Origin of the sequence: Bosea sp. F3-2, from assembly GCF_008253865.1 — a bacterium.
Classification (GTDB): domain Bacteria; phylum Pseudomonadota; class Alphaproteobacteria; order Rhizobiales; family Beijerinckiaceae; genus Allobosea.
The window spans coordinates 3,279,914-3,300,853 of record NZ_CP042331.1 but is presented as its reverse complement, the minus strand read 5'-3'; the positions used below and the strand labels follow the sequence as shown (position 1 = coordinate 3,300,853).

At 65.0% G+C, this 20,940-nt stretch carries 20 protein-coding genes; 17 read left to right on the top strand and 3 right to left on the bottom strand.

The window, feature by feature from the left end; translation table 11 throughout:
* Window positions 1-2 precede the first annotated feature (2 nt).
* From FQV39_RS15285 to FQV39_RS15230, 12 genes are all read left to right on the top strand, one after another.
* Window positions 3-602, top strand: a complete 600-nt coding sequence (locus tag FQV39_RS15285; protein WP_149131075.1) for a helix-turn-helix domain-containing protein — start codon at window positions 3-5, stop codon at window positions 600-602.
* 89 nt (window positions 603-691) lie between these two features.
* The gene (locus FQV39_RS15280) at window positions 692-1,762 is read left to right on the top strand and encodes an NAD/NADP octopine/nopaline dehydrogenase family protein (protein WP_149133864.1); all 1,071 of its coding nucleotides are present in this window, start codon (window positions 692-694) and stop codon (window positions 1,760-1,762) included.
* Between the two features lie 60 nt (window positions 1,763-1,822).
* Window positions 1,823-2,695: an amino acid ABC transporter substrate-binding protein gene (locus FQV39_RS15275; RefSeq protein ID WP_149131074.1), complete on the top strand. Its 873-nt coding sequence runs from the start codon at window positions 1,823-1,825 to the stop codon at window positions 2,693-2,695.
* 312 nt (window positions 2,696-3,007) lie between these two features.
* Window positions 3,008-4,066 (top strand): LacI family DNA-binding transcriptional regulator, encoded by a 1,059-nt coding sequence (locus FQV39_RS15270; RefSeq protein ID WP_149131073.1) that lies wholly within the window; start codon window positions 3,008-3,010, stop codon window positions 4,064-4,066.
* Window positions 4,067-4,070: 4 nt separating this feature from the next.
* Complete coding sequence (locus tag FQV39_RS15265; protein WP_149131072.1) at window positions 4,071-5,090, top strand: ABC transporter substrate-binding protein; 1,020 nt, start codon at window positions 4,071-4,073, stop codon at window positions 5,088-5,090.
* Between the two features lie 42 nt (window positions 5,091-5,132).
* A complete protein-coding gene (locus FQV39_RS15260; protein ID WP_149131071.1) occupies window positions 5,133-5,960 on the top strand; it encodes an ABC transporter permease in 828 nt (275 codons plus the stop codon).
* Window positions 5,957-6,736 carry an ABC transporter permease gene (locus tag FQV39_RS15255; RefSeq protein WP_149131070.1) on the top strand — a complete coding sequence of 260 codons (780 nt, stop codon included), beginning with the start codon at window positions 5,957-5,959 and terminating at the stop codon, window positions 6,734-6,736. The genes FQV39_RS15260 and FQV39_RS15255 overlap by 4 nt, the downstream gene beginning before the upstream one ends.
* Window positions 6,729-7,751, top strand: a complete 1,023-nt coding sequence (locus FQV39_RS15250; RefSeq protein ID WP_149131069.1) for an ABC transporter ATP-binding protein — start codon at window positions 6,729-6,731, stop codon at window positions 7,749-7,751. Before FQV39_RS15255 ends, FQV39_RS15250 begins: the two co-directional genes overlap by 8 nt.
* Before the next feature lie 7 nt (window positions 7,752-7,758).
* On the top strand, window positions 7,759-8,685 hold the full coding sequence (locus FQV39_RS15245; protein ID WP_149131068.1) for a nucleoside hydrolase: 927 nt from the start codon (window positions 7,759-7,761) through the stop codon (window positions 8,683-8,685).
* Window positions 8,682-10,481 carry an adenine deaminase gene (locus FQV39_RS15240; RefSeq protein ID WP_248313021.1) on the top strand — a complete coding sequence of 600 codons (1,800 nt, stop codon included), beginning with the start codon at window positions 8,682-8,684 and terminating at the stop codon, window positions 10,479-10,481. Before FQV39_RS15245 ends, FQV39_RS15240 begins: the two co-directional genes overlap by 4 nt.
* A complete protein-coding gene (locus FQV39_RS15235) occupies window positions 10,481-11,644 on the top strand; it encodes an amidohydrolase (protein ID WP_149131067.1) in 1,164 nt (387 codons plus the stop codon). Before FQV39_RS15240 ends, FQV39_RS15235 begins: the two co-directional genes overlap by 1 nt.
* Window positions 11,623-12,360, top strand: a complete 738-nt coding sequence (locus tag FQV39_RS15230) for a phosphoribosyltransferase (RefSeq protein ID WP_149131066.1) — start codon at window positions 11,623-11,625, stop codon at window positions 12,358-12,360. Before FQV39_RS15235 ends, FQV39_RS15230 begins: the two co-directional genes overlap by 22 nt.
* 375 nt (window positions 12,361-12,735) lie before the next feature.
* Here FQV39_RS15230 and FQV39_RS15225 read toward each other — a convergent pair whose 3' ends face one another.
* Entirely contained in the window at window positions 12,736-13,755 is a 1,020-nt protein-coding gene (locus FQV39_RS15225) for a glycosyltransferase family 2 protein (RefSeq protein ID WP_149131065.1), read from the bottom strand.
* Window positions 13,756-13,893: 138 nt separating this feature from the next.
* Here FQV39_RS15225 and FQV39_RS15220 point away from each other — a divergent pair, with 138 nt between their 5' ends.
* Window positions 13,894-15,069 carry a glycosyltransferase gene (locus FQV39_RS15220; RefSeq protein WP_149131064.1) on the top strand — a complete coding sequence of 392 codons (1,176 nt, stop codon included), beginning with the start codon at window positions 13,894-13,896 and terminating at the stop codon, window positions 15,067-15,069.
* 27 nt (window positions 15,070-15,096) lie between these two features.
* Here the strand turns inward: FQV39_RS15220 and FQV39_RS15215 are convergent, their stop codons facing one another.
* Entirely contained in the window at window positions 15,097-16,554 is a 1,458-nt protein-coding gene (locus FQV39_RS15215) for a mannose-1-phosphate guanylyltransferase/mannose-6-phosphate isomerase (protein ID WP_149131063.1), read from the bottom strand.
* A complete protein-coding gene (locus FQV39_RS15210) occupies window positions 16,551-17,315 on the bottom strand; it encodes a hypothetical protein (protein ID WP_149131062.1) in 765 nt (254 codons plus the stop codon). The genes FQV39_RS15215 and FQV39_RS15210 overlap by 4 nt, the downstream gene beginning before the upstream one ends.
* 37 nt (window positions 17,316-17,352) lie before the next feature.
* Between FQV39_RS15210 and FQV39_RS15205 the strand changes: the two genes are divergently transcribed.
* From FQV39_RS15205 to FQV39_RS15190, 4 genes are all read left to right on the top strand, one after another.
* Entirely contained in the window at window positions 17,353-17,688 is a 336-nt protein-coding gene (locus FQV39_RS15205; protein ID WP_149131061.1) for a hypothetical protein, read from the top strand.
* A 221-nt stretch (window positions 17,689-17,909) separates the two neighbouring features.
* Window positions 17,910-19,184 carry a polysaccharide biosynthesis/export family protein gene (locus FQV39_RS15200; protein WP_149131060.1) on the top strand — a complete coding sequence of 425 codons (1,275 nt, stop codon included), beginning with the start codon at window positions 17,910-17,912 and terminating at the stop codon, window positions 19,182-19,184.
* A gap of 75 nt (window positions 19,185-19,259) precedes the next feature.
* Entirely contained in the window at window positions 19,260-19,883 is a 624-nt protein-coding gene (locus FQV39_RS15195) for a LuxR C-terminal-related transcriptional regulator (protein ID WP_149131059.1), read from the top strand.
* 271 nt (window positions 19,884-20,154) lie between these two features.
* Window positions 20,155-20,868, top strand: a complete 714-nt coding sequence (locus FQV39_RS15190) for a sugar transferase (protein WP_149131058.1) — start codon at window positions 20,155-20,157, stop codon at window positions 20,866-20,868.
* The last annotated feature ends 72 nt before the right edge of the window (window positions 20,869-20,940 follow it).

Genomic DNA, 20,940 nt, shown 5'->3' with positions numbered 1-20,940 from the left:
CGATGAGCGAGCTGAACGCCCCTCAGATCGGCCCGCTTCTCCAACGCCAACGCAAGGAGCGGGGTCTGACGTTGCAGCAGCTCTCCGCGCTGTCGGGCGTTTCAAAATCGATGCTGTCGCAGATCGAGCGGGGGGAGGCCAATCCCACCTTTGCCGTGCTCTGGAGCCTGACGCGCGGATTGGGCATCGACTTCGTTGCATTGCTGGGGGAAGGGCAGGCGACGGCGGGCGCCGACAACGCCATCGAAATGCTGTCGCTGGAGCACACGCCGACGATCCGAAGTGCCGACAGCTCCTGTCAGCTGCGCATCCTGAGTCCACCCAACCTGTCCGGCGACATCGAATGGTACGATGTCGAGATCGCGCCGGGCGGATGCCTCCACAGTTCGCCTCATGCAGCCGGCGCCGTCGAGCATTTCACGGCGCTGTCGGGCGAGTTCGTGATCGCCAGCGGGACTTCGCGCCAGCTGCTCAGGCAAGGTGAGACGGCGCGATATCCGGTCGATGTGGCACATTCCATCAGCAATCCGCTGGAGAAGCCGTCGCGCGGTCTGATGGTGCTGCTCTATCGCAAGTCGTCGAAGGGTCGAAATGCCTTTTGAGACGCAAATTTACCCAGATTTCAATTTCTCCGAAGCGGCCGGCGCGATTTGTGGCGGGCTGCCGCTCCCAGCAGAAGAGGCGATTTCAAATGCGCGTTAGTATCTTGGGTGCAGGGGCAGCTGCCTGCGGCGCCGCAGCCCAGCTATCGGTAATGGGGCATGATCCCATGCTCTGGTCGCCGTCAGGCCGGAGCACCGAGGCGCTCGCGGCGGGGTCACCGCTGCGCGCAACCGCCGCGATCGAAACCAGCTTCTACCCGCGCATTGCGGGCAGTGCCGCGGAAGCCGTGGCCAACGCCGACGTCGTGATGCTCGCGATGCCGGGTTATGCCCACAAGATGGCGTTCGACGCGGTTGCCCCTCATCTGAGGGAAGGGCAGCCTGTCATCATCAGCTCGCATGCCTCTTTCGGCGCGCTCTATCTTTCGCGATTACTGGCCGCTCGAAAGATCCAGGTGCCGATCATCGCCTGGGGCACGACGCTGACGACCGGCCGCAAGGTCTCTCCGACTGAAGTTGCCGTGAATTCGCTGCGCTCGAAGATCGATCTCGCGACGGTGCCGCGGGACGCTTCGGCCGGGGCGCTGGCGCTGTGCACGTCGCTGTTCGACGAGCGTTTCGTCCTGCGCGAAGGGCTGCTCGCGATCGCGCTGAGCAATCTCAATCCGCAAAACCATCTTGCGATCGCCCTGTTCAACCTGACTCGGATGGAGCGGGGCGAGAGCTGGGGCCAGGCGGAGAATGTCACGCCCGCGATCGGGCGCGTGATGGAAGCGCTCGATGCCGAGCGGCTCGCCATCGCCGAAGCATTCGGCGTTTCGGTCAGGACAATCCACGAGCACTACGCCTATTCCTATCATCTCCCGGTCGCCAGCATCGCGGAGATGAATGCCGAACTCCACAGCCGCGGTAAGGGCGGTTTCGGCCCAGCGACATTGGAGAGCCGCTATGTTCTCGAGGATGCGCCATACGGATTATTGCCCACCGTGCTGCTCGGCCGGCTCGTCGGGCGCCCGGCGACCTTGCACGAGGCTGGGCTGACCCTGCTGTCGGCCGCTTATGGGCGTGACTTCGCCCGCGAGAACGAATTGTTGCCCGCGCTCGGCTTCGACAAGATGACTCGCGACGATCTGGCGGCGCGGGCGAAGGACGGATTCTAGACACCGTCTTCCATCGAGGGCGGGCACCAAGCGAGCGATCGCAAAAACGGGAGAGAGCTTATGAAATTTCATCTTGCTGCAGCCGCGGGCGCATTTCTGGCGCTGAATCTGGCGAGTTCGGCCGCTGGGGCCCAGGAGGTCGACGCGATCGTCAAGAAATTGCGCGACACCCAGACCATCACCATGGGCGTTCGCGAGGCGCTGTTTCCGTTCAGCTATCTCGACGACAACAAGAACCCGACGGGCTACGCGGTCGAGTTCTGCAAGCGCATCATCGACGACATCAAGACCGAGCTGAAGCTGCCCGAGATCAAGATCAAATATGTGCCAATGACGATCCAGAACCGTCAGGCGCTCGTCGCTAACGGCACGATCGACCTCGAATGCGAGGGAACGGTCAACACCTTCGGCCGCAACAAGCAGGTCGACTTCTCGTCGGTCAGCCATGTCTCGGCGAGCCAGCTCCTGGTTCTCAAGAGCTCTGGCATCAAGAACTATGACGACCTCAACGGCAAGATCGTCGCCGTGGCGACGGGCGGCACCAGCGAACCCGATCTCAAGAAGCTGGTGGCCGAGCGGAAACTCAATCTGCGCGTCATCAATGTCGATGACCATGCTGCCGCGCTGATCGCGGTCGAAACCCGCAGGGCCGATGCCTATTTCAGCGACAATGGGGCCTTCTACGGGCTAATCAAGCAATCGAAGAAGCCCGACGCCCTGGAGATCGTCGGCGACGAATATGGTTACGCGCCGCAGGGCTTCATGGTGCCCAAGCTCAATCCGACCATCCTTTGGATCGTCAATCACACGATGGGTAAGATGTTCAAGTCGGGTGAGGCTGAAGCCTTGTACATGAAGTGGTTCGGGCCGCTCGGCGCCCATGTCGGCCCGAAGTTGAAGGCAGCCTGGGCAACGCAATCCTACGCCGAGTGAACTCGGCGATCGTCGCCGGATAGAAGCCGGGCCCGCCATGTTCCGGTTGGCGGGTCCGGCTAGCCACAATCGCGCCGGTTTGCCGGCCGCATCGTCGCGCCGTCATGTCAGCAGATTGCCGAATCCGAAGACCTCTATCCGGCTGAGAATGGCGCTGCCGACGTCTCAAAGCAAAGACCCGGGCCGAGCGGCCGGGCCTCCGAGGTGTCGTAGCAACAGCCTGGCCGGCCGCTTTGCGGCGGCCGGAGGGTTGACTTTCGCGTCTCCCAGTTGCTTAATCGTTTAAGCAACTTGTTGACGTGTGCTCGCCGTATGTCGATATCGAAGCAGGCAGCCAATCTCGGCGACGTCGCTCAGGTTCTGGGTGTTTCCGTCGCGACGGTGTCGAATGCGCTGTCCGGCAAGGGCAGGGTCTCGGCTGAGCTGATCCCGCGCATTCGCGAAACGGCTGCGCGTCTCGGCTATGTTCCGAGCCTTGCGGCACGCGCGCTGCGGACCGGGCGGAGCAGCGTGCTCGGGCTCGTCCTGCCCGATATTGCAAGCCCGCTCTTTCCGCAGATCGCGCAGGCCATCGAATTCGCCGCCAACCAGGCCGGCTATGGCGTCCTGATCGCCGATTCCCGCGGAGATGTCGCGCAGCAAACATCCGCCATCAATCGCCTCGTCGCGCGCGATGTCGACGGCCTGATCGTGGTGCCGCGGCGCGGCACCCGTATCGCGGATCTGGGTTGTCCGGTCGCCGTCATCGACAGCCCTTCGACTCCGGGCAACACGGTGTCGGCAGACCATTGGCAGGGCGGGCAGCTCGTCGGCGAACACCTCGCCGGACTCGGCCATCGCAAGGTGGTGCTGATCGGAAACAACCCGGCCTCCAACGTGCAGAACGACCGGATCGGCGGGATGCGCGCCGGGTTGGGCGCGGGCGTCGAAACCGCGGTTCTATGGATCGAGCGGCACGAGGCTGAGCACGGTGCGGGCACCCCGCTCGGCCTCGGCGCTTGGGCCGCGCGCGGCTTCACCGGCTTCGCGGCCGTCTCGGACATTCACGCCCTGCGCGCCATGACCGAGCTCAGCCGGGCGGGCCTGCGAATCCCCGAAGAGGTGAGTATCACCGGGTTCGACGATCTGCTCTGGTCGGCGGCGATCATTCCGCCGCTGACCTCGGTGCGCACGGACCTGCCGCGGCTGGCCGAGATCGCGGTCGCCTCGCTTGTGCGGGTCATCGACGGCAAATTGAAGACAGAAGCCGGCATCGTGCCTTCTGTCGATGTCTCGCGCGTACCCATGTCGCTGGTCGTCAGGGACACCAGCGCGGCCGTCTCGAATCCATCCAGCAGACTGTCGAACGACTGCACTCGATCCCCGGAGTAGGACCATGCTGAAGACAGCCGTCGCCCTGTCCACGCTCGCGCTTTTCGCTGGCGCCGCCCAGGCCCAGAACAAGACCCTGACCATCTCCGTCTACGCCTTCGCGCAGGACGAATACAAGGAGATGCTCTATGCCCCCTTCGAGCAGAAATGCGGCTGCAAGCTCGTGATCGAGACTGGCAACAGCGTCGAGCGGCTGGCCAAGATGGAGGCCAACAAGGCAAATCCCGTCATCGACATGGCGGTGGTCTCAATGGCCGACGCGCTGCAGGCCTCCCGCGCCGGCCTGGTCGACAGGATCGACACCGCCAAGCTCGCGAATCACGACAAGCTCTACGATCTCGCCAAGGATCCGAACGGCGACGGCATGAGCGTCGGCTATACCTTCTACGCCACCTCGATCGTCTACCGCAGCGACAAGATGAAGATCGAATCCTGGGCTGATCTCCTCAAGCCGGAGATCGTCTCGCATGTCGCCTTCCCGAACGTCACAACCAACCAGGGGCCGCCGGCGCTCTATATGCTCGAGCAGGCGATGGGCAAGGACAGCCCCGACTTCAGGGAGGCGATCGCCGCCGTAGGGGCGAAGAAGGACGATATCGTAACCTTCTACGTGAAGTCCTCGCAGCTGGTGCAGCTGATGCAGCAGGAGGAGATCTGGGCGGCGCCCATCGGACGCTTCTCCTGGGCACCGTTTACCAAGCTCGGCCTGCCCCTCGCCTGGGCGACGCCGAAGGAAGGCCAGACCGGCGGCATGAACGTGATGATCGTCGCCAAGGGCTCGAAGAACCGCGATCTGGCGCTTCAGTTCATGGACTACTGGCTGTCGACCGAGGTGCAGACGAAACTGGCCGAGAAGCTCGTCGACAGCCCGGCGAACAAGGAGGTGAAGATTCCCCCGGAGGTGGCGGAGAACATCACCTACGGCGCCGACACCGTCAAATCCCTGAAACTCATTCCCTCGGCCGTCGCACTCGACCAGCGCGACGCGTGGTTGAAGGCGTGGAACAGCAAGGTCGGCCAGTAGCAGGCGAGGGCGGGCCGGCTTCGGCGCGCGGGAGGACAGCCGATGTTCCATAACCGGACCGAGGCCTTGCTGCTGGCGCTGCCGGCGGCCGTGTTCGCGGCCGTCGTCTTCCTCGTGCCGGTCGCGATCCTGCTGTCGGAGAGCTTCCGCTCGCCGGCCGGCTGGAGCCTTGCGGCCTATGCGGGCTTCTTTTCCGAGCCGCTCAACCAGACGGTCTTCTGGCGCACCTTGAAGCTCGGGCTCGAGGTGACGGCGGTCTCCGCCGTTATTGGCTATGCCGCCGCCTTCGCTATCGTCTCGCTGCCGCCCGGGTCGAAGGGACGGATGATCGGCCTCATCATGCTGCCCATGATGGTCTCGCCGGTCGCGCGCACCTATGCCTGGATCGTGATCCTGGGCCGGACCGGCATCGTCAACCAGGCGCTGCACGGCCTCGGCTTGACGGACGCGCCCGTGCGCATCCTCTTCAGCGAGACGGCGATCTTCATCGGCTTGCTCCAGCTCTTCCTGCCGCTGATGATCATCTCGCTGATCTCGGCGCTGGAAAACCTTCCGAAGGACGTGGTGCCGGCGGCCCGCGTGCTCGGCGCCAACTGGCTGCAGATCTTCTGGAAGGTCGTGCTGCCGCTGACGCGGGAAGGTCTCGTGATCGGCGGCACGCTCGTCTTCACCGGCTCGCTCACCGCTTACATCACGCCGGCCATCCTCGGCGGCTCGAAGGTGCTGATGCTCGAGACGCTGCTCTACCAGCGCGTCACCGTGGCCAACGACTTCGTCTCGGCCAGCGTCATCGCGCTCATCCTGGTCGCCATGAGCTTTTCCACCAACCTGCTGCTGAAACGCATCGCCACCGCGAGGGCCGGCACATGAGCCTGCGCTTCCCGGCGGCACTCGTCCTGTCGCTCGTCGTCCTGTTCCTGATCGGTCCGTTCCTGATCATCGTCGCGGCGTCCTTCTCCGCCGGCGACACGCTCGCCTTCCCGCCGCAAGGCTTCTCGCTGAAATGGATCGCCAAGGTCTTCACGGTCGAGAGCTTCCGCCAGAGCTTCGTCACCTCGATGATCCTCGCGGTCGGCGGAACGCTGGTGGCGCTGGCGCTCGGCGTCCCCGCCGCCTACGCCATGTCGCGCTACCAGCTGCCCTTCACGGAGACGGTGCGCACGATCGTCTCGGCGCCTGTGATCGTGCCGGGCATCATCGTCGGCCTCGCCCTGCTGCGCTATGTCGTCGTGCCGATCGGCATGCCGATCACGCTGGCGCTCTTCCTCGCGCATACGGCCCTCGTGCTGCCCTATGCGGTCCGCGTCGTCTCGGCGAGCCTGGCCAATCTGCGCGCGGACATCGAGGAGGCGGCGGTCCTGCTCGGAGCCTCGCGGCTCGGCGCTTTCTTCCAGGTGGTGCTGCCCAACATCCGCGGCGGCATCCTCGCGGCCTTCATCCTGGGCTTCGTGACGAGCTTCAACCAGGTTCCGGTCTCGCTGTTCCTGTCGGGGCCGGGCGTGCGGACCCTACCGGTCGACATGCTCGGCTACATGGAGATCGTCTTCGACCCTTCTGTCGCGGCCCTGTCGTCGCTGCTGGCCTTCCTCTCCATGGGCATCGTGTTCGCCGCCGAACGCTTCCTCGGATTTTCCCGCTATGTCTGATCCGACCTATCTCACCCTCGACGGGCTGACGCTGCGCTATGGCGACACGGTCGCGGTCGAGAAGCTCGATCTCGCCATCGGCAAGGGCGAACTCGTCGCGCTGCTGGGGCCGTCCGGCTGCGGCAAGACCACGACGATGCGCGCCATCGCCGGCCTGCTCGCCCCGAGCGCCGGCACGATCCGGCTCGACGGCGCGGATATCACGCGCGTGGCCGCCAATCGCCGGCAGATCGGGCTGGTCTTCCAGTCCTATGCGCTGTTTCCGCATCTGACGGTCTTCGACAACGTCGGCTTCGGGCTCAGGCTCAAGGGGCTCCGCGGGACGGCGCTGCGCGACAAGGTCGAAGCCGGCCTCACCTCGGTCGGCCTTGCCGTCTATGCCGGGCGAAAGCCCCCCGAGCTCTCGGGCGGCCAGCAGCAGCGCGTCGCGCTGGCGCGCTCGATGGTGATGGAGCCGAAGGTCCTGCTCCTCGACGAACCCCTCTCCAATCTCGACGCAAGGCTGCGTCTGGACATGCGCACCGAGCTCCAGCGCGTGCAGGCCCAGACCGGTGTGACCATGATCTTCGTCACGCACGACCAGGCGGAGGCGCTGGCGCTGGCCGACCGCATCGTCCTGATGCGCGCCGGCCGGATCGAGCAGATCGGCGCGCCCGAGGACATCTATAATCGCCCCGTCTCGCGTTTCGTCGCGGATTTCGTCGGCTTCGAGAACATCTTCTCGATCCGCGACGGCAAGCTATGGGCGGGCGAGGTGGCGGTCCCGCTGCCGGCCGCGTTGCCGGCGGTCGCGGGCCTCGCCTTCCGGCCGCGGTCGGTGGCGCTGGGTGCCGGCCCCCTGAGCGGGGTCGTGCGCGGCGTCTCCTTCGCCGGCGGCACGCGCGAATATGTGCTCGAAACGCCGTTCGGCCCGATCAAGGCCGAGGCCGATGCCGCTCTCCCGGCGCATGAGCCGGGTGCGGCGGTAGCCTTCGACCTGCCGGTCGACAAGGCCGCGCCCCTCGCGACCGATTGAGGCAGCCATGGGCGTCTGGATCGACACAGATATGGGCTTCGATGACCTCGCCGCGATCCTGCTGGTCAGGCAAGGCGGGCACGGCATCGACGGCATCTCCCTCACCTTCGGCAACACGCCGATCGAGCGGGTTCGCGCCAATGCGGCGGCGGCGGCAGCCGTCTTCGGCTTCGGTTTCCCGATTTTCTCCGGCCGCGAGCAGCCACTGCTGGCGCCGATCGAGACAGCAGCAGCCATCCTCGGCGAAACCGGAATGCCGACCTCCGGCCGCGCGCTCCCGGAAACGGACCCGTTGCCGATGGCGGCTGCCTTTCCCGCCCTGTGCGACTGGCTGACGGTGGGCGAGCGACCCAAGCGCATCCTGGCGCTGGGTCCACTCGGCAATATCGCAGCGCTGGCCGTCGCCCGGCCGGACCTCGCGGCCCGCATCGACGAACTCGTCTGGATGGGCGGCGGGGTGACGCGCGGCAACCACACCGCCTCGGCCGAGTTCAACGCTTTCGCCGATCCGGAAGCCCTGGCCGTCGTCCTGTCGCACGGCCTGCCTTTGACGATGGTCGATCTCGATTTCTGCCGGCAGATCCTCGCTTCACCTGGGGATGTCGAGCCGATCCGGCAGGCTGGCGGGCGCAATGCCGCGCTGCTCGCCGACCTCACCGCCGGCTTCATCGCCATCGCGACCGCACGCGGAAGGGCGGCCATGTCGCTCTACGACGCCTGCGCGGCGGCGATCTTCCTTCGACCGGGCCTCGCGCGCTTCGAGCGGGCGAATATCGCGGTCGAGCTCGCCGGGACGGTGACGAGAGGCCGGACGGTGGTCGAGACGCGCGCCTCGCATGCCGTCTTCAATGCGTCCTATGCGGTCCGCGGCGACAGCGACGCCATCCGCACCATGATCCTCGATGCGCTGCGTGAAGAGGCGGCCAAGCCGTGACCGGAACACTTGCCGAACCGTTCGACCTCGCCGCCCCCGCGCTGCGCCTGCGTGCCGTTGCGGCGGCGCGCGGCGACGCACCCTTCGATCGTCTCGTCAGCGGGGGAATTTTGCTCGACATGGCGACGGGCGAGCTGCGCGAGGCCGATATCGGCCTCGTCGGGCCGCTGATCGCCTCGGTCCACGGGCGCGGTGGGCGCGGCGACGCCTCCGAGATTGTCGACGCAGCGGGTGGCTACGTCGTTCCGGGGCTGATCGACACGCATATGCATGTCGAAAGCTCGATGGTGACGCCCGCGACCTATACCGACGCGGTGCTGGCGCGCGGCGTGACCACGGTCGTCTGGGACCCGCACGAATTCGGCAACGTGCACGGGCTGGCGGGGGTCGACTACGCCATCGCCGCCACGCGTGGCCTGCCCTTGCGTTTCGTCGTTCTCGCGCCGTCCTGCGTGCCGTCCGCGCCGGGGCTGGAGGCGGCCGGCGCCGATTTCGGCCCCGAGGCGGTTGCCGCGATCCTCGTACGCCCCGAGATCGGCGGCGTCGCCGAGGTGATGAACATGCGCGACGTCATCGCCGGCGAACCGCGCATGAGTGGCATCGTCCAGGCCGGCCTTGCGGCGGGCAAGCCCGTCTGCGGCCACGCCCGCAGCCTCGCCGGTGCCGACCTCATGGCCTTCATGGCGGCCGGCGTGACCTCCGATCACGAGCTCGTCTCGGGCGCAGACCTGATGGAGAAGCTGCGGGCCGGGCTGACCATCGAACTGCGCGGCTCGCACGACCATCTACTGCCCGAATTCGTCGCCGCCCTGAACCAGCTCGGCCGCCTGCCGCAGACGGTGACGCTGTGCACCGACGACGTCTTCCCGGATGATCTCCTGAATGCCGGCGGGCTCGACGATGTCGTGCGCCGCCTCGTCCGCTATGGGTTCGATCCCTTCTGGGCGTTACAGGCCGCCACGCTCAATGCCGCGCGCCGGCTCGGCCGTGAGGACCTCGGCCTCGTCGCAGCGGGGCGGCGCGCCGATCTCGTCGTGTTCGACGACCTCACGGATTTCCGCGCCCGCCATGTGCTCACGAACGGCCGCACCGTCGCCCGCGATGGCCGCGTGACCGAGCCCGCCCGCCCGACGCCTCCTGGTGCCTTCGGCGCCTCGATGAAGATCGGTGCGCTCTCCCCGACCGATTTCGGCGTGCGCTCGCAGGGCAGCCGCGTGCGCGTCGCGACGATTGACCGGCCGCGTTTCACGCGCTGGGGCGAGGCCGAGACTACGGTCAGCGACGGCACAGTCGTGCCACCCGAAGGGGCGACGCTGATAGCGGTGGCTCATCGGCACGGCCTCGCCGACAGCAAGCCCCGCGTGGGATATCTGCGGGAATGGGGGAGCTGGAAGGGCGCCTTCGCCACCACCGTCTCGCATGACAGCCACAACCTGACGGTCTTCGGCGGCAATGCCGAGGACATGGCGCTCGCCGCCAATGCCGTCATCGCAGCCGGCGGCGGCATGGCCGTGGTGGCTGACGGGCGCGTGACCGCGCTGCTGCCGCTCCCTGTCTCCGGGTTGGTCTCGGACGCGCCGCTTGCCGCCGTCGCCGCCGGCTTCGCCGCGCTCAGGCAGGCAATGGACGCGATCGTGGACTGGCAGCCGCCCTATCTGGTGTTCAAGGCCTGCTTCGGCGCCACGCTCGCCTGCAATGCCGGCCCCCACCAAACCGACCGCGGCATCGCCGATGTGGCGAGCGGGCGTGTGCTCGCCACGCCCGTGCTGGAAATCCTGGCTCCGGAGCTATCGTGATGGACGCGATCGAGACCGATCTTCCCTTCCTGACGGCGCTCCGCCGCGACCTTCATGCGCATCCCGAACTAGGCTTCGAGGAGGAGCGGACGAGCGGCATCGTCGCCGGCATTCTGGAAGAGGCCGGCATTGCCGTTCATCGCGGGCTCGGCGGTACCGGCGTCGTCGGCACGCTCACGGTGGGAAACGGCTCACGCTCCATCGGCCTGCGCGCGGACATGGACGCGCTCGCCATGCAGGAGGCGGCCGAGCGGCCCTATAAATCGAAGGCCGCTGGCAAGATGCACGCTTGTGGCCATGACGGCCACACGGTGCTGCTGCTCGGCGCGGCGCGGGCGCTGGCCAAGGTCCGTAGCTTCAGCGGCACTGTGCATTTCATCTTCCAGCCGGCGGAGGAGGGGCGCGGCGGCGCCCGTCGCATGGTCCAGGACGGACTGTTCCGGCTTTTCCCCTGCGATGCGGTCTACGGCCTCCACAACATGCCCGGCCTTGATCCCGACGAGATCGCCGTGGTCGAAGGCCCGCAGCTCGCCTCCTCCGACAGTTGGCGGCTGACTTTGCGTGGCGTCGGAACCCACGGGGCCAAGCCCCATCTCGGGCGGGATGCCGTTACCGCCGCCGGCTCCTTCATCGCTGGTTTGCAGACGATCGTCGGGCGCGTCGTCGACCCGCTCCAGCCGGCCGTCGTCAGCGCCTGTTCGCTTCAGGCGGGCGATCCGCGGGCTCTCAACGTCATCCCCGAGACGGTCGAGATCGGTGGCACGGCCCGCGCCTATTCGGCCGCGGTGCGCGATCAGCTCGAAACGGAAATCGGGCGCCTGGCGCAGGGGGCCGCCGCCATGTTCGGCGTTGCGGCGGATTATCGCTTCGAGCGGCGTATTCCGCCCGTCGTCAATCATCCCGATGCCACGACCCGCGCGCTCGCCGCGGCACGCGACGTTTTCGGCAGCAAGGTGCGGCGGAGCTTTCCGCCCTCGACGGCCGGCGACGATTTCGCCTTCTTCGCCGCCGAGGCGGCGGGCTGCTATGTTTGGCTCGGCAACGGACCGGCACGGGACGGCGCCCTGCATCACAACTCGGCTTATGACTTCAACGATGCCGCGATCGGGCCGGGCGTCCGCTTCTGGACGCGACTCGTCGAATGCGAACTCACGACAGGGTGAGCGGCGTGCGACCGCACGAGTTCTGGCAGGTGCTCCATCCAGGCGGGAGCTATGGGGCCGAGGCTGGGCATCGGGACACTTTTCCCGCTGTTCTCGCCGATGGCCGTCAACTGTTGCTTCCCATCAGGGCTCTCGCCGACGGTCGTCACGGGCTCGCGTCCCTGATCGTCAACCAGGCAAGTTTCGCCGTCGTCGACGCGCTCGCCGGCGACCTCGCCGGAAGGCTGGCGGCGTTTCGGCCCGACATCGTCATCGGCTTACCGACACTAGGCCTCACGCTTGCTGCGGAGGTCGCGCGCAAGCTCGGCCATGATCGTTATGTTCCACTCGGGACCTCGCGCAAATTCTGGTACGATGAGGCGCTATCCGTACCGCTTTCCTCCATTACGACGCAGCAGGCCAAACGGCTTTACATCGATCCCCGCATGCTGCCCCTGATCGAAGGGCGGCGGGTGGCGCTCGTCGACGACGTCATATCGAGCGGCGCATCGGTTCGGGCCGGGCTGAGCCTGTTGGCCTCGCAGGGCATCGTTCCGGTCGCGGTTGGAGCGGCCATGCTGCAGTCGCTGCGCTGGCGTGCTCTTCTGGCCGCGTTCGGTTCGGATTGGCCCGAGCGCGTCGAAGGTTGTTTCGCAACCCCGCTTCTCGAACGAGGGCCGGATGGCCTCTGGTACGGCCAGGCGGAGGGCTTTCGCCCGGCTGCGGAGAGGTTGTGAAAAGCATGCTCTGTAGGAGCGTTCCACGGGCCCGGTTCATCGAGGCACTGGACAGTTCCACGCTCGCCCCCGACTTCCTCTGTTGCGGGGGAGAGTGCCCGCAAACCCGTTCATTGAGAGCAGGTGTTGTTCCTTATCGCCTCCGGTGAGGGCCGTGTTGTTCGACCTTGAGCGCCTGTTCGGCCCACCGTCGCGCTGACTGGGCGTTGGTGTCAGTAGCGGCGCTGGACCGTCCGGATCGCTCAACAGCCGTGTTGCGGAGTGGCTCAGTTACTGAAGCAGGTCGCGCCGCCGCGACTCTTAATACATGCTGCCGGTCACAAGTGGGCTCGCCGTCCACTGCCGGTAAATTAGGGGGCCTCTACTGAGATTCGGTTAGCCGCTGTTGCGGATCACCGTTTTTGTCAGAGCTGCAACTGTCCGCAGCTCGGGGCGATAACGGATCTCGATGAGGTGGCGTGAGATACCGAACGGCAGAAGAGCAATGAGAATATGAAACAGCGAAAGCGCAAATTTCCGTGCTGGTGAGAAATACTCCCCAATAATAATCCGGACGAGCTTGGGGATTTGCCGATAGCGACCCATTCTACCGTTGATTGACGCAAGGATCATCTTCTTCTCGAGGTAGAAGAACGTTCGCTCCACATCGAGTTGCCGCGGTTTGGCATCGTTGGGCATAACTCTGTTGAGGTGCTCGATGAGATTCTTGAAGCGCTGCATGTGCTGTTCGATCTTGTCGGCGTCGATCGTGCGCCCTACGCCTGACATGTTGCGACCGTGGACACGGTAGAGCCCAAGTTCCTCCGGCAGGGATACGACCTCGCCGAAAAAGGGAGCCGCGAGGATGATAATCCCGTCGACCGCGTTGTCATATTCGGCGTCGTGCAGCAATTCGCAGAGATCGCGCCTGAACACATTCCCGGACGTTGGCGGGCTGATATAGGCGCCGGTTTTGCGTACACGCTCCCTGAGGTCACCGGTTGTGCGAAGCAGCTCGGGTTCCGGGACAGCCGAACCCAGGTGGTTGTTGTTGCCGTCGATGCGGCTCAGGCAGAATTGCAATTTGGCGATCGAGGGCTGCAGATGCGGGATGATCGCATCGAGCGCGCCCGGAGCAAGTTCATCGTCGGCATCGAGGAACAGCACGAACGGCGCCGTCGTCCGGTCGAGACCAAACGCGCAGGCTCGGCGCTGGCCACTGTTCTCGATCCGATAGGCAGTGACTCCCGTCTGGCCGATGACCTCCCAGGAGGCGTCAGTCGAGCCGTCGTCGACGACGATGAGTTCGCAGTCGCTGCGGCCCTGCGCGAGCACGCTGCGGACCGAACGGCCGACATATTCGGCGTAGTTGTAGCAATTGACGATCACCGCGAGCTTGAATGTGGAACCGGTCATGCGCCGCCCCGCTGAAGCCTTGAGCCTGGCGCTGTTCGAATTGCCGACATGGTATTCGCCACTGGCGGCAGGGCGCCCCTTGGCGCGGACATTGCAAGAGCCGTACCGCTAAGCATGCCAACCGGCGGCTTCGGGGCGATGGCGATCAAGAGAGCGATGTCGGACGAGAAGACCAGAGTCCTTTACATCGTGCCGCCGACGCGCTCCTTCGCCGGCATCGAGCGCGTCACCGACTCGATCTGCTCGGCATTGGCTATCCAGTATGAGCAGGATCTCGAGGTTTCCGTCCTCTACACTTCACCCTTCGAGCAGATCATCGGCCAGTCGCGGCCATACGACGTCATTCTGAGCTTCTCCAGCGGACGGCTCGACCTGCTGCGCCGGGTCCGTCGCACTGTTGCCGATGGGCAATTCGATCTCGTCGTCGTCCCGCAGGTCGAGCCGACAGCCGTGTTCTGGCTTTGCTGCCTCGGTATCCAACGCCGCTTCGTCCTCTATCTCCACGGCAATCCCAGGCTCGAGCGCCGCTCGTTCAAGGCGAGCCTGCTGTTCGAGGCGATGCGGTTCCTGGTCCTGCCGCAGCTGGCACGCGTCTTCGGCACGTCGCCGCGCCAGCTCGACGCCTTCCGGGCCGACTATCCGAGCAAGGTCGAATGTGTCTGGGTGCCCAATCCGGTGCGCTCGTTTGATATGGTGGTGCCTGCGCCGACGGACGCGGACCGTCCGGTCCGCTTCGTCACCGTTGGCCGCTTCGCCTATCAGAAGGGCTACGACATCCTGCTGCACGCGTTCGCCGCATTCTGCGAGAAGCGCGGGGGCGCAGAGCTCGTCCTGGTCGGCTATGGTGAGGAGGGGCCGACAATCCGTGCCCTGATCGACGAGCTCGGCCTCGCCGGGCGGGTCACGATCGAGCATTACCCGGACAGCCCGGCGCTCCCGCTTTCGCGCTGCGACATCTACCTCTCAGGCGCGCGCTGGGAAGGCTGGTCGCTCGCCATTTGCGAAGCGCTGCGCTTCGGCCTGCCGGTGGTCGCCTTCGATTGCGAATTCGGACCGAGCGACATCATTCGCGACGAGCGGATCGGCCGTCTCGTCGCGTTGGGAGATATGGCCGGCTTCGTCGCCGCAATGATCCACTATCATGACAACGTTGCGTCCGAGCGCCGCCATGCGCAGTACCGCGCCGACTACATCGACCGCTTCAGCCTCGACAAGGTCGTGCATGCCCATGCGCGAGCCTTGCTCGCCGCCGATGGGCGCGTCGGGCCGCAGACACATATTGCTGGGAACAGCTTGAGCATTGAACCCGCCTGAGCATCTTGAGGAGGCAGCGATTGCTGCTCACACCCGGCGATAGATGTCCTCGTAGCGGACGATGTCGTCCTCGCCGAGATACGAGCCGGACTGCACCTCGATGATCTCGAGCAGAATCTTGCCCGGGTTGGCCATCCGGTGAACGCAGCCGATCGGCAGGTAGATCGACTCGTTCTCGTGCACGAGAATGGTCTCGTCGTCGCGGGTCACCTCGGCAATACCGCGGACCACCACCCAGTGTTCGGCACGATGGTGATGACTTTGCAGGGACAGTTTCTGGCCGGGGTCGACGACGATGCGCTTGACCTGGAAGCGCGCGCCGAGATCGAGCGTCTGGTAATATCCCCATGGCCGATAGACCCTCCGGGAGCTGACGACGGAAGGGTGCCCATCGGCCTTGAGCCGTTCGAAGGCGCCTTTGACCTGCTCGGCGCGATCGCGCTTCGTCACCATCACCGCATCGTTTTCGACGATGACCACGGCATCCTCGACACCGACCAGCACCGTGAGCGGGCCGCTGCTCTGGACATAGCAGTTGCGACTGTCGACGAACTCGACATTGTGGCCGCCGGCGTTGCCGGACTCGTCTCGCGGCGAAGCCTCCCAGACACTCGACCAGCTCCCGACATCCGACCAGCCGAAGGAGGCAGGGACGACGCTGGCGAGATCGGTCTGCTCCATCACGGCATAGTCGATCGATTTGCGCGGCGCGGCGCCGAAGTGTTCAGCGTTCAAGCGATGGAAGCCGATATCCTCGTGCGCGTGCGCCACGGCCGCCGCTACAGCGCTCGCCATCGCCGGTTCGTGCTTGGATAACTCGGCCATGAAGCTGTCGGCGCGGAAAAGGAACATGCCGCTGTTCCAGAGATACCCCTCGTCGAGATAGCGCGCGGCCGTCGCCTCATCGGGCTTCTCGACAAAGCTCAACACCTTGCGGACGCCTTCGTTGCCCGGTTCCGGCCGGATATAGCCATAGCCGGTGGCAGGCTTGTCGGGAACGATGCCGAACGTGACGAGCCGACCCTGCGCCGCCCCGGATGTCGCGGTCTCGACGGCGCTGCGGAAAGCCGCGAGATCGCCGATCAGGTGGTCGGAGGCGAGCACGAGCACGAGGGCTTGCGGGTCGCGCTTCTGGACGAAGTTGACGGCGGCGGCGATTGCCGGGCCAGAATCGCGGCGGGCTGGCTCGAGCAGGATTTCACCGGTCATCCCGACCTGCTTTATCTGGCTGAGCACGAGGAAGCGGAAATCGTCGTGGGTCACGATCACCGGAGCGCCAAACAGTGGGTCCCGGATCCGGCCCAACGTCTGCTGGAACATCGATTCCTCGCCGAGCAGCGCGATGAACTGCTTCGGAAAGGCTTCGCGCGAGGCCGGCCAGAGGCGAGAGCCGGCGCCGCCGCACAGGACGATCGGAACGATCGTGCGGGCAGCGGCTGGTGCGGAAATCACGGCTGACGCTTGTGCGTGAGGATCGAGCTTCATGAGCTCCTCCCGGGCTGCCTGAGGCGCTCAATACCGATAACGAGCAGCAGGCCGGTACAGAGCCCGAAGGCCTTGACCCAGGCATCGTGAGGCGTGCCATGGCGCGTCGGCGCCCAGCCTTGGGCGAATTCGAGCGAGATGACTGCGGCGAGGCCGGCGGCGAAGATGAGCGGGCGCTGCCGTGGGTAGCCGATCGCGAAGGCAGCCGCTGCGGCGAGGAAGGCGAGGCTGCGTTCGATGTCTGGCATCAGCCAGGCGACGGATGGCCGCTGCTCGATTCCAGACAATGTCGCATAAATGATGACGAGCATCAGTACCCAGCCGGAGAAGCGGGAGAGATGCCGGATCACCGCCATCCGCGCCCGCATCAGACGCAGAAAACGGGAGAACCGTCCGCTCGAGCCGGCCCCGTCGCGCAATGCGCGGCCGATGCCTGAATCCTCGATCTGGGCGCGCCAGGCGGCGAGCATCGATCTTTGCGCCCGCAACTGCTCGATCCGGCGGAAAGCCGCCATCATCTGCGCCTCTGCTTCGACCAGCCTGGCCTCATCAGCCGGCTCACGATCGAAATAGATGCCGTCCTCATTGCCCATCAGCGCTGCCGCGCGCGTGCGGGCCTCGTCGAGCCGGCGTGACAGCCCGGCGAATTCACGTTCGATCCCGGCGAGAACCTGTTCGAGTTGCCGGTAGAGCGGTCCAAGCCTATCGAGATCCGTCTGTTGGTCTCGATGCGAAGCGCGAAACCGCGCCGGAAGCGTCATTGTCCCGTCTCCCATCGCAATGGTGGGCGGCGGTACGATGCGCGATCGCGCCAACCGCCTTTACGGGGTTGATCAGCAATTGATGTGCCAAACGATCGATTGCGCGGCAGATCAGCGCCGCTGGCGCGGTCCGACGATGTCGGGGATGCCGCGTGGCCGCGGCTCGCCGCCGGTCGCGACGCGCGACCTGAAGACGGTTGAGACGACGGCGAAAAGAGCGACAGTCGCGCTGCTGACAAGAGCGGTGGCGATCAACGCAACCAGCAAGCCGTGCGACCACATTAGCCAGAGGGTCAGTGCGCCGCTGGCGAATGCAGCCAGGAAGAAGACGATCAGCATCACTCGTGCTTTCGCGGCTCGCTATCAGCAATGACTATAGCGTCGCTCCGCGACCGAAGAAAGGCTTCAGGGGCGCAAGGGACACCCACAAGGCTGCGCCTCATGGGTTAAGGGTGCGCTAACGGCCTCCCGAGCTGGCAACGGTTTTGCTTGGGATTGTTAGAGTAGTCTGCAGTGGAGCGTTTCGTGAGGTTTCTCACCCTACTCGACCGTCTTGTTCCGCCCCTCGCTCAAGCCGCTGCGCGAGTGATCGCAATGCTGCTCACGGCGCTGTTCCTGCTACCTGCCGCAGGCCGTACCGGTCAGGCCTATGCGAATGAGTTCGAATATCGTGTCGCCGCGCAGGATCGGCTGAAGATCAAGGTGTCGGAATGGCGGCCGAATTCGCGCGAACTGTTCGAATGGTCGGCGCTCAGCGGCGAATTTGCCATCAGTTCGACTGGCATGCTCTCGCTGCCCGTCGTCGGCACCTTCTCGGTCGATGGCAAGGCGCCGGCCGAGATCGCAGCGTTGATCTCGGAGCGCCTGAAGGGCACGGCTGGACTCGTGAACGCGCCGGCTGCGGCCGTCGAGATCGCACAATACAGGCCGATTTATGTGGTCGGCGCCGTCGAGAGGCCGGGGGAGTACGCCTTTCGGCCGACGATGACGGCGCTGCAGGCGGTCGCCATCGCCGGTGGGGTGCAGCGCATGGAGCTGGCGTTGGGCCGTTTCGAGCGCGAGACGATTGTCGCAGAGGGCGAGATTCGCGTGCAACAAACACAGCTTCTTGCCCTGCGGATTCGCCGCGACAGACTTCTGGCAGAGGCGCGCAGGGCCGATGCGATCACTTTTTCGGAGGACGTCCGCCGCAGCCTGGATGACGGTGCCGCCCAAGCGATGCGCGAGGAAAGTGCCTTGTTCGACGCGCGCCGCAAAGCCGTCCGCTCACAACTCGATCTCCTGCAGCAATCACGCACCCTGCTTGAAGAAGAGCTACGGACCCTCGGCACCAAGGCCGTCACCCAGCAGCGCCAGCAGGATCTCATTCGGCGCGAGCTCAACAACATCAACAGCTTGATCAGCAAGGGGTTGGCGGTCAGTCCGCGCCAGCTTGCGGTCGAGCAGAACCTCGCGCAATCTGAGAGCCAGGCGCTTGACTTGGTGCTCGCTACGGCCCGGGCGAAGCAGGAGATCAGCCGCATCGAGCGGGCGTTAGCTGATCTTGAGAACCAGCGCGAGATCGATATCGGGCGCGAGCTGCGCGAAACCCAGCTTTCACTCAAGCAGACGGACGACCGGATCGCGGCGCTACGCGCACTCATCCATGAGTCAACCGCGCTCGCACCGCGGCTGCAAACCGAGCAGGAAAAGCAGCTCACGCGCATGCGTTTCAGTGTCCAACGGCGCCAGGGCGGCACCGTCCAGGAAATCGCCGTCGACGAGGCGTCGCCGATCCTGCCGGGCGACATCGTCAGGGTGGAGCGGGCGTCGCTGCAAGCGATCATCTCGTCGCTGCCGCCGTCCGGTGCGGCTGGCGCGCAGAACTAGGCCTGTCGCGGCAGGCCCGCAGTCGTCGCGCAATCTCTGTCCGGTTCAGGCCCTCGTTCGCGTAGAGGTTGCGCCATGCTGTCATTCGAACGGCCTGCCCGCATTTTTCTGGCCGACGAGCACCCGATCTTCCTCGTGGGTTTGCGGTCCTGCCTGGCTGAGCAATCCAATATCGACGTCGTCGGTGAGGTTCATTCGTCCGCCCATCTTGCGCAAGTCATCGACAAGACTGCTCCGGACGTCGCCGTCGTCAGCGAAAGTTTCAATGGCGTCTCCGTCGCTGAGAGCCTGCTGAACGATCTTCCATCGCAGCGAATCCTTATCCTCGCGGACGAACTCGACAATAGCCGGGCCCACCGGTTGCTTGCGCTGGGAGCACGTGGCTATTTCCTGAAGCAATCGCCCGGATCGGTCCTGTGCAAGGCGATCGCGACAATAATTCGCGGCGGCAGCTTCCTCGACGCCGCAGATGCGGTTCTGACGGAGGAAGGGGGGCGGCGCGGCTCGATCCTGACACAGAGGGAGCAAGAGGTTCTGCGATTGATTGCGCTAGGCTTCAGTATTCGCGAGGCGGCGGAGCGCATCGGAATCACGACGAAATCGGCGGAAACCTACAAGGCGCGCGCCAGCAATAAGCTGAGAATCGATAGTCGCCAGCAGATCGTGCAGTACGCCATCACCCGAGGATGGTTTCAGTAGCGCGATTCAAGAATTTAGGTTCTTGCCGATCGATCCAAGCATTCGCAGCGCCGCTCCAGCTGCGTCACCGCGCAGCCGGGCGCTGGCGTCTCTCGATGGCTCGTTCGCCGAGATGCCGCAGAAAGGGGCGGAATCATATAAAATTTGTCAGGTATTTTACTGACAACGTCCAGATTGTAATCAGCTCTAAACCACGCTGAACAAATATATTGCAGTGCACAATATGCTATTGTCATGTATTAATTTCAGGTTAATAATCTAATTAGATGCGATGTGTGCGCGGAGCGCTGCAATGAGCCGACTTCAGGACTCGCAGAAATTGCCGGCATCCTTTTCGCTGCCTCTGCGAATGCGGAGCGATGAATACAAGATGGCACAATTTGCGGTAAAAAGGACATTTGACCTTACGGCCGGCTTGGTTCTTATTTTCCTGCTCGCGCCCCTCATGCTGCTGATCGCCGCCTTGATCAGAGTAGGCGACGGTGGTCCCGCCCTCTTCCAACAGGCCAGGATCGGCCGCAGCGGCTCAAGTTTCCGTTGCTGGAAATTCCGCACCATGGCCTGCAATGCCGATGAGGCGCTCCAGCGCCTACTTGCCACCGATCTGGCCGCGGCGCAGGAATGGGCTGAAAGCCAGAAGCTCACGCGCGATCCGCGAGTCACGTCTGTCGGCGCCTTCCTGCGGCGATCGAGCCTCGACGAGCTGCCGCAGCTCTTCAACATCGTCGCCGGCGATATGAGCTTCGTAGGACCGCGTCCGATCGTAGCGGCGGAGCGCGAGCGCTATGGCGAGGCTTTCAGCCATTGCTTCTCGGTCCCGCCGGGGCTCACCGGCCTCTGGCAAATCAGCGGGCGCAGCGATTGCTCCTACGCAACTCGGATCTCGCTCGACAGTGAATACGCTTCGGAATGGCATCTCCTGCTCGACGCCAAGATCCTGGTCAGGACGGTGCCTGCGGTGCTGATGCAGCGCGGCAGTCGGTAGGGACTTTCCTACCGGCTGCGAGCCTGCCGAGCAAACTCGTGCCCAGACCAATTGAGTTCCATGGAGTTCTTC

What these genes read in the sequence shown, in the direction of transcription:
- FQV39_RS15285 (WP_149131075.1), top strand. Translation starts at nt 3, where the DNA reads ATGAGCGAGCTGAACGCCCCTCAGATCGGCCCGCTTCTCCAACGCCAA.
- FQV39_RS15280 (WP_149133864.1), top strand. Translation starts at nt 692, where the DNA reads ATGCGCGTTAGTATCTTGGGTGCAGGGGCAGCTGCCTGCGGCGCCGCA.
- FQV39_RS15275 (WP_149131074.1), top strand. Translation starts at nt 1,823, where the DNA reads ATGAAATTTCATCTTGCTGCAGCCGCGGGCGCATTTCTGGCGCTGAAT.
- FQV39_RS15270 (WP_149131073.1), top strand. Translation starts at nt 3,008, where the DNA reads ATGTCGATATCGAAGCAGGCAGCCAATCTCGGCGACGTCGCTCAGGTT.
- FQV39_RS15265 (WP_149131072.1), top strand. Translation starts at nt 4,071, where the DNA reads ATGCTGAAGACAGCCGTCGCCCTGTCCACGCTCGCGCTTTTCGCTGGC.
- FQV39_RS15260 (WP_149131071.1), top strand. Translation starts at nt 5,133, where the DNA reads ATGTTCCATAACCGGACCGAGGCCTTGCTGCTGGCGCTGCCGGCGGCC.
- FQV39_RS15255 (WP_149131070.1), top strand. Translation starts at nt 5,957, where the DNA reads ATGAGCCTGCGCTTCCCGGCGGCACTCGTCCTGTCGCTCGTCGTCCTG.
- FQV39_RS15250 (WP_149131069.1), top strand. Translation starts at nt 6,729, where the DNA reads ATGTCTGATCCGACCTATCTCACCCTCGACGGGCTGACGCTGCGCTAT.
- FQV39_RS15245 (WP_149131068.1), top strand. Translation starts at nt 7,759, where the DNA reads ATGGGCGTCTGGATCGACACAGATATGGGCTTCGATGACCTCGCCGCG.
- FQV39_RS15235 (WP_149131067.1), top strand. Translation starts at nt 10,481, where the DNA reads ATGGACGCGATCGAGACCGATCTTCCCTTCCTGACGGCGCTCCGCCGC.
- FQV39_RS15230 (WP_149131066.1), top strand. Translation starts at nt 11,623, where the DNA reads ATGCGAACTCACGACAGGGTGAGCGGCGTGCGACCGCACGAGTTCTGG.
- FQV39_RS15225 (WP_149131065.1), bottom strand. Translation starts at nt 13,755, where the DNA reads ATGACCGGTTCCACATTCAAGCTCGCGGTGATCGTCAATTGCTACAAC.
- FQV39_RS15220 (WP_149131064.1), top strand. Translation starts at nt 13,894, where the DNA reads ATGGCGATCAAGAGAGCGATGTCGGACGAGAAGACCAGAGTCCTTTAC.
- FQV39_RS15215 (WP_149131063.1), bottom strand. Translation starts at nt 16,554, where the DNA reads ATGAAGCTCGATCCTCACGCACAAGCGTCAGCCGTGATTTCCGCACCA.
- FQV39_RS15210 (WP_149131062.1), bottom strand. Translation starts at nt 17,315, where the DNA reads ATGACGCTTCCGGCGCGGTTTCGCGCTTCGCATCGAGACCAACAGACG.
- FQV39_RS15205 (WP_149131061.1), top strand. Translation starts at nt 17,353, where the DNA reads ATGCGCGATCGCGCCAACCGCCTTTACGGGGTTGATCAGCAATTGATG.
- FQV39_RS15200 (WP_149131060.1), top strand. Translation starts at nt 17,910, where the DNA reads ATGCTGCTCACGGCGCTGTTCCTGCTACCTGCCGCAGGCCGTACCGGT.
- FQV39_RS15195 (WP_149131059.1), top strand. Translation starts at nt 19,260, where the DNA reads ATGCTGTCATTCGAACGGCCTGCCCGCATTTTTCTGGCCGACGAGCAC.
- FQV39_RS15190 (WP_149131058.1), top strand. Translation starts at nt 20,155, where the DNA reads ATGTGTGCGCGGAGCGCTGCAATGAGCCGACTTCAGGACTCGCAGAAA.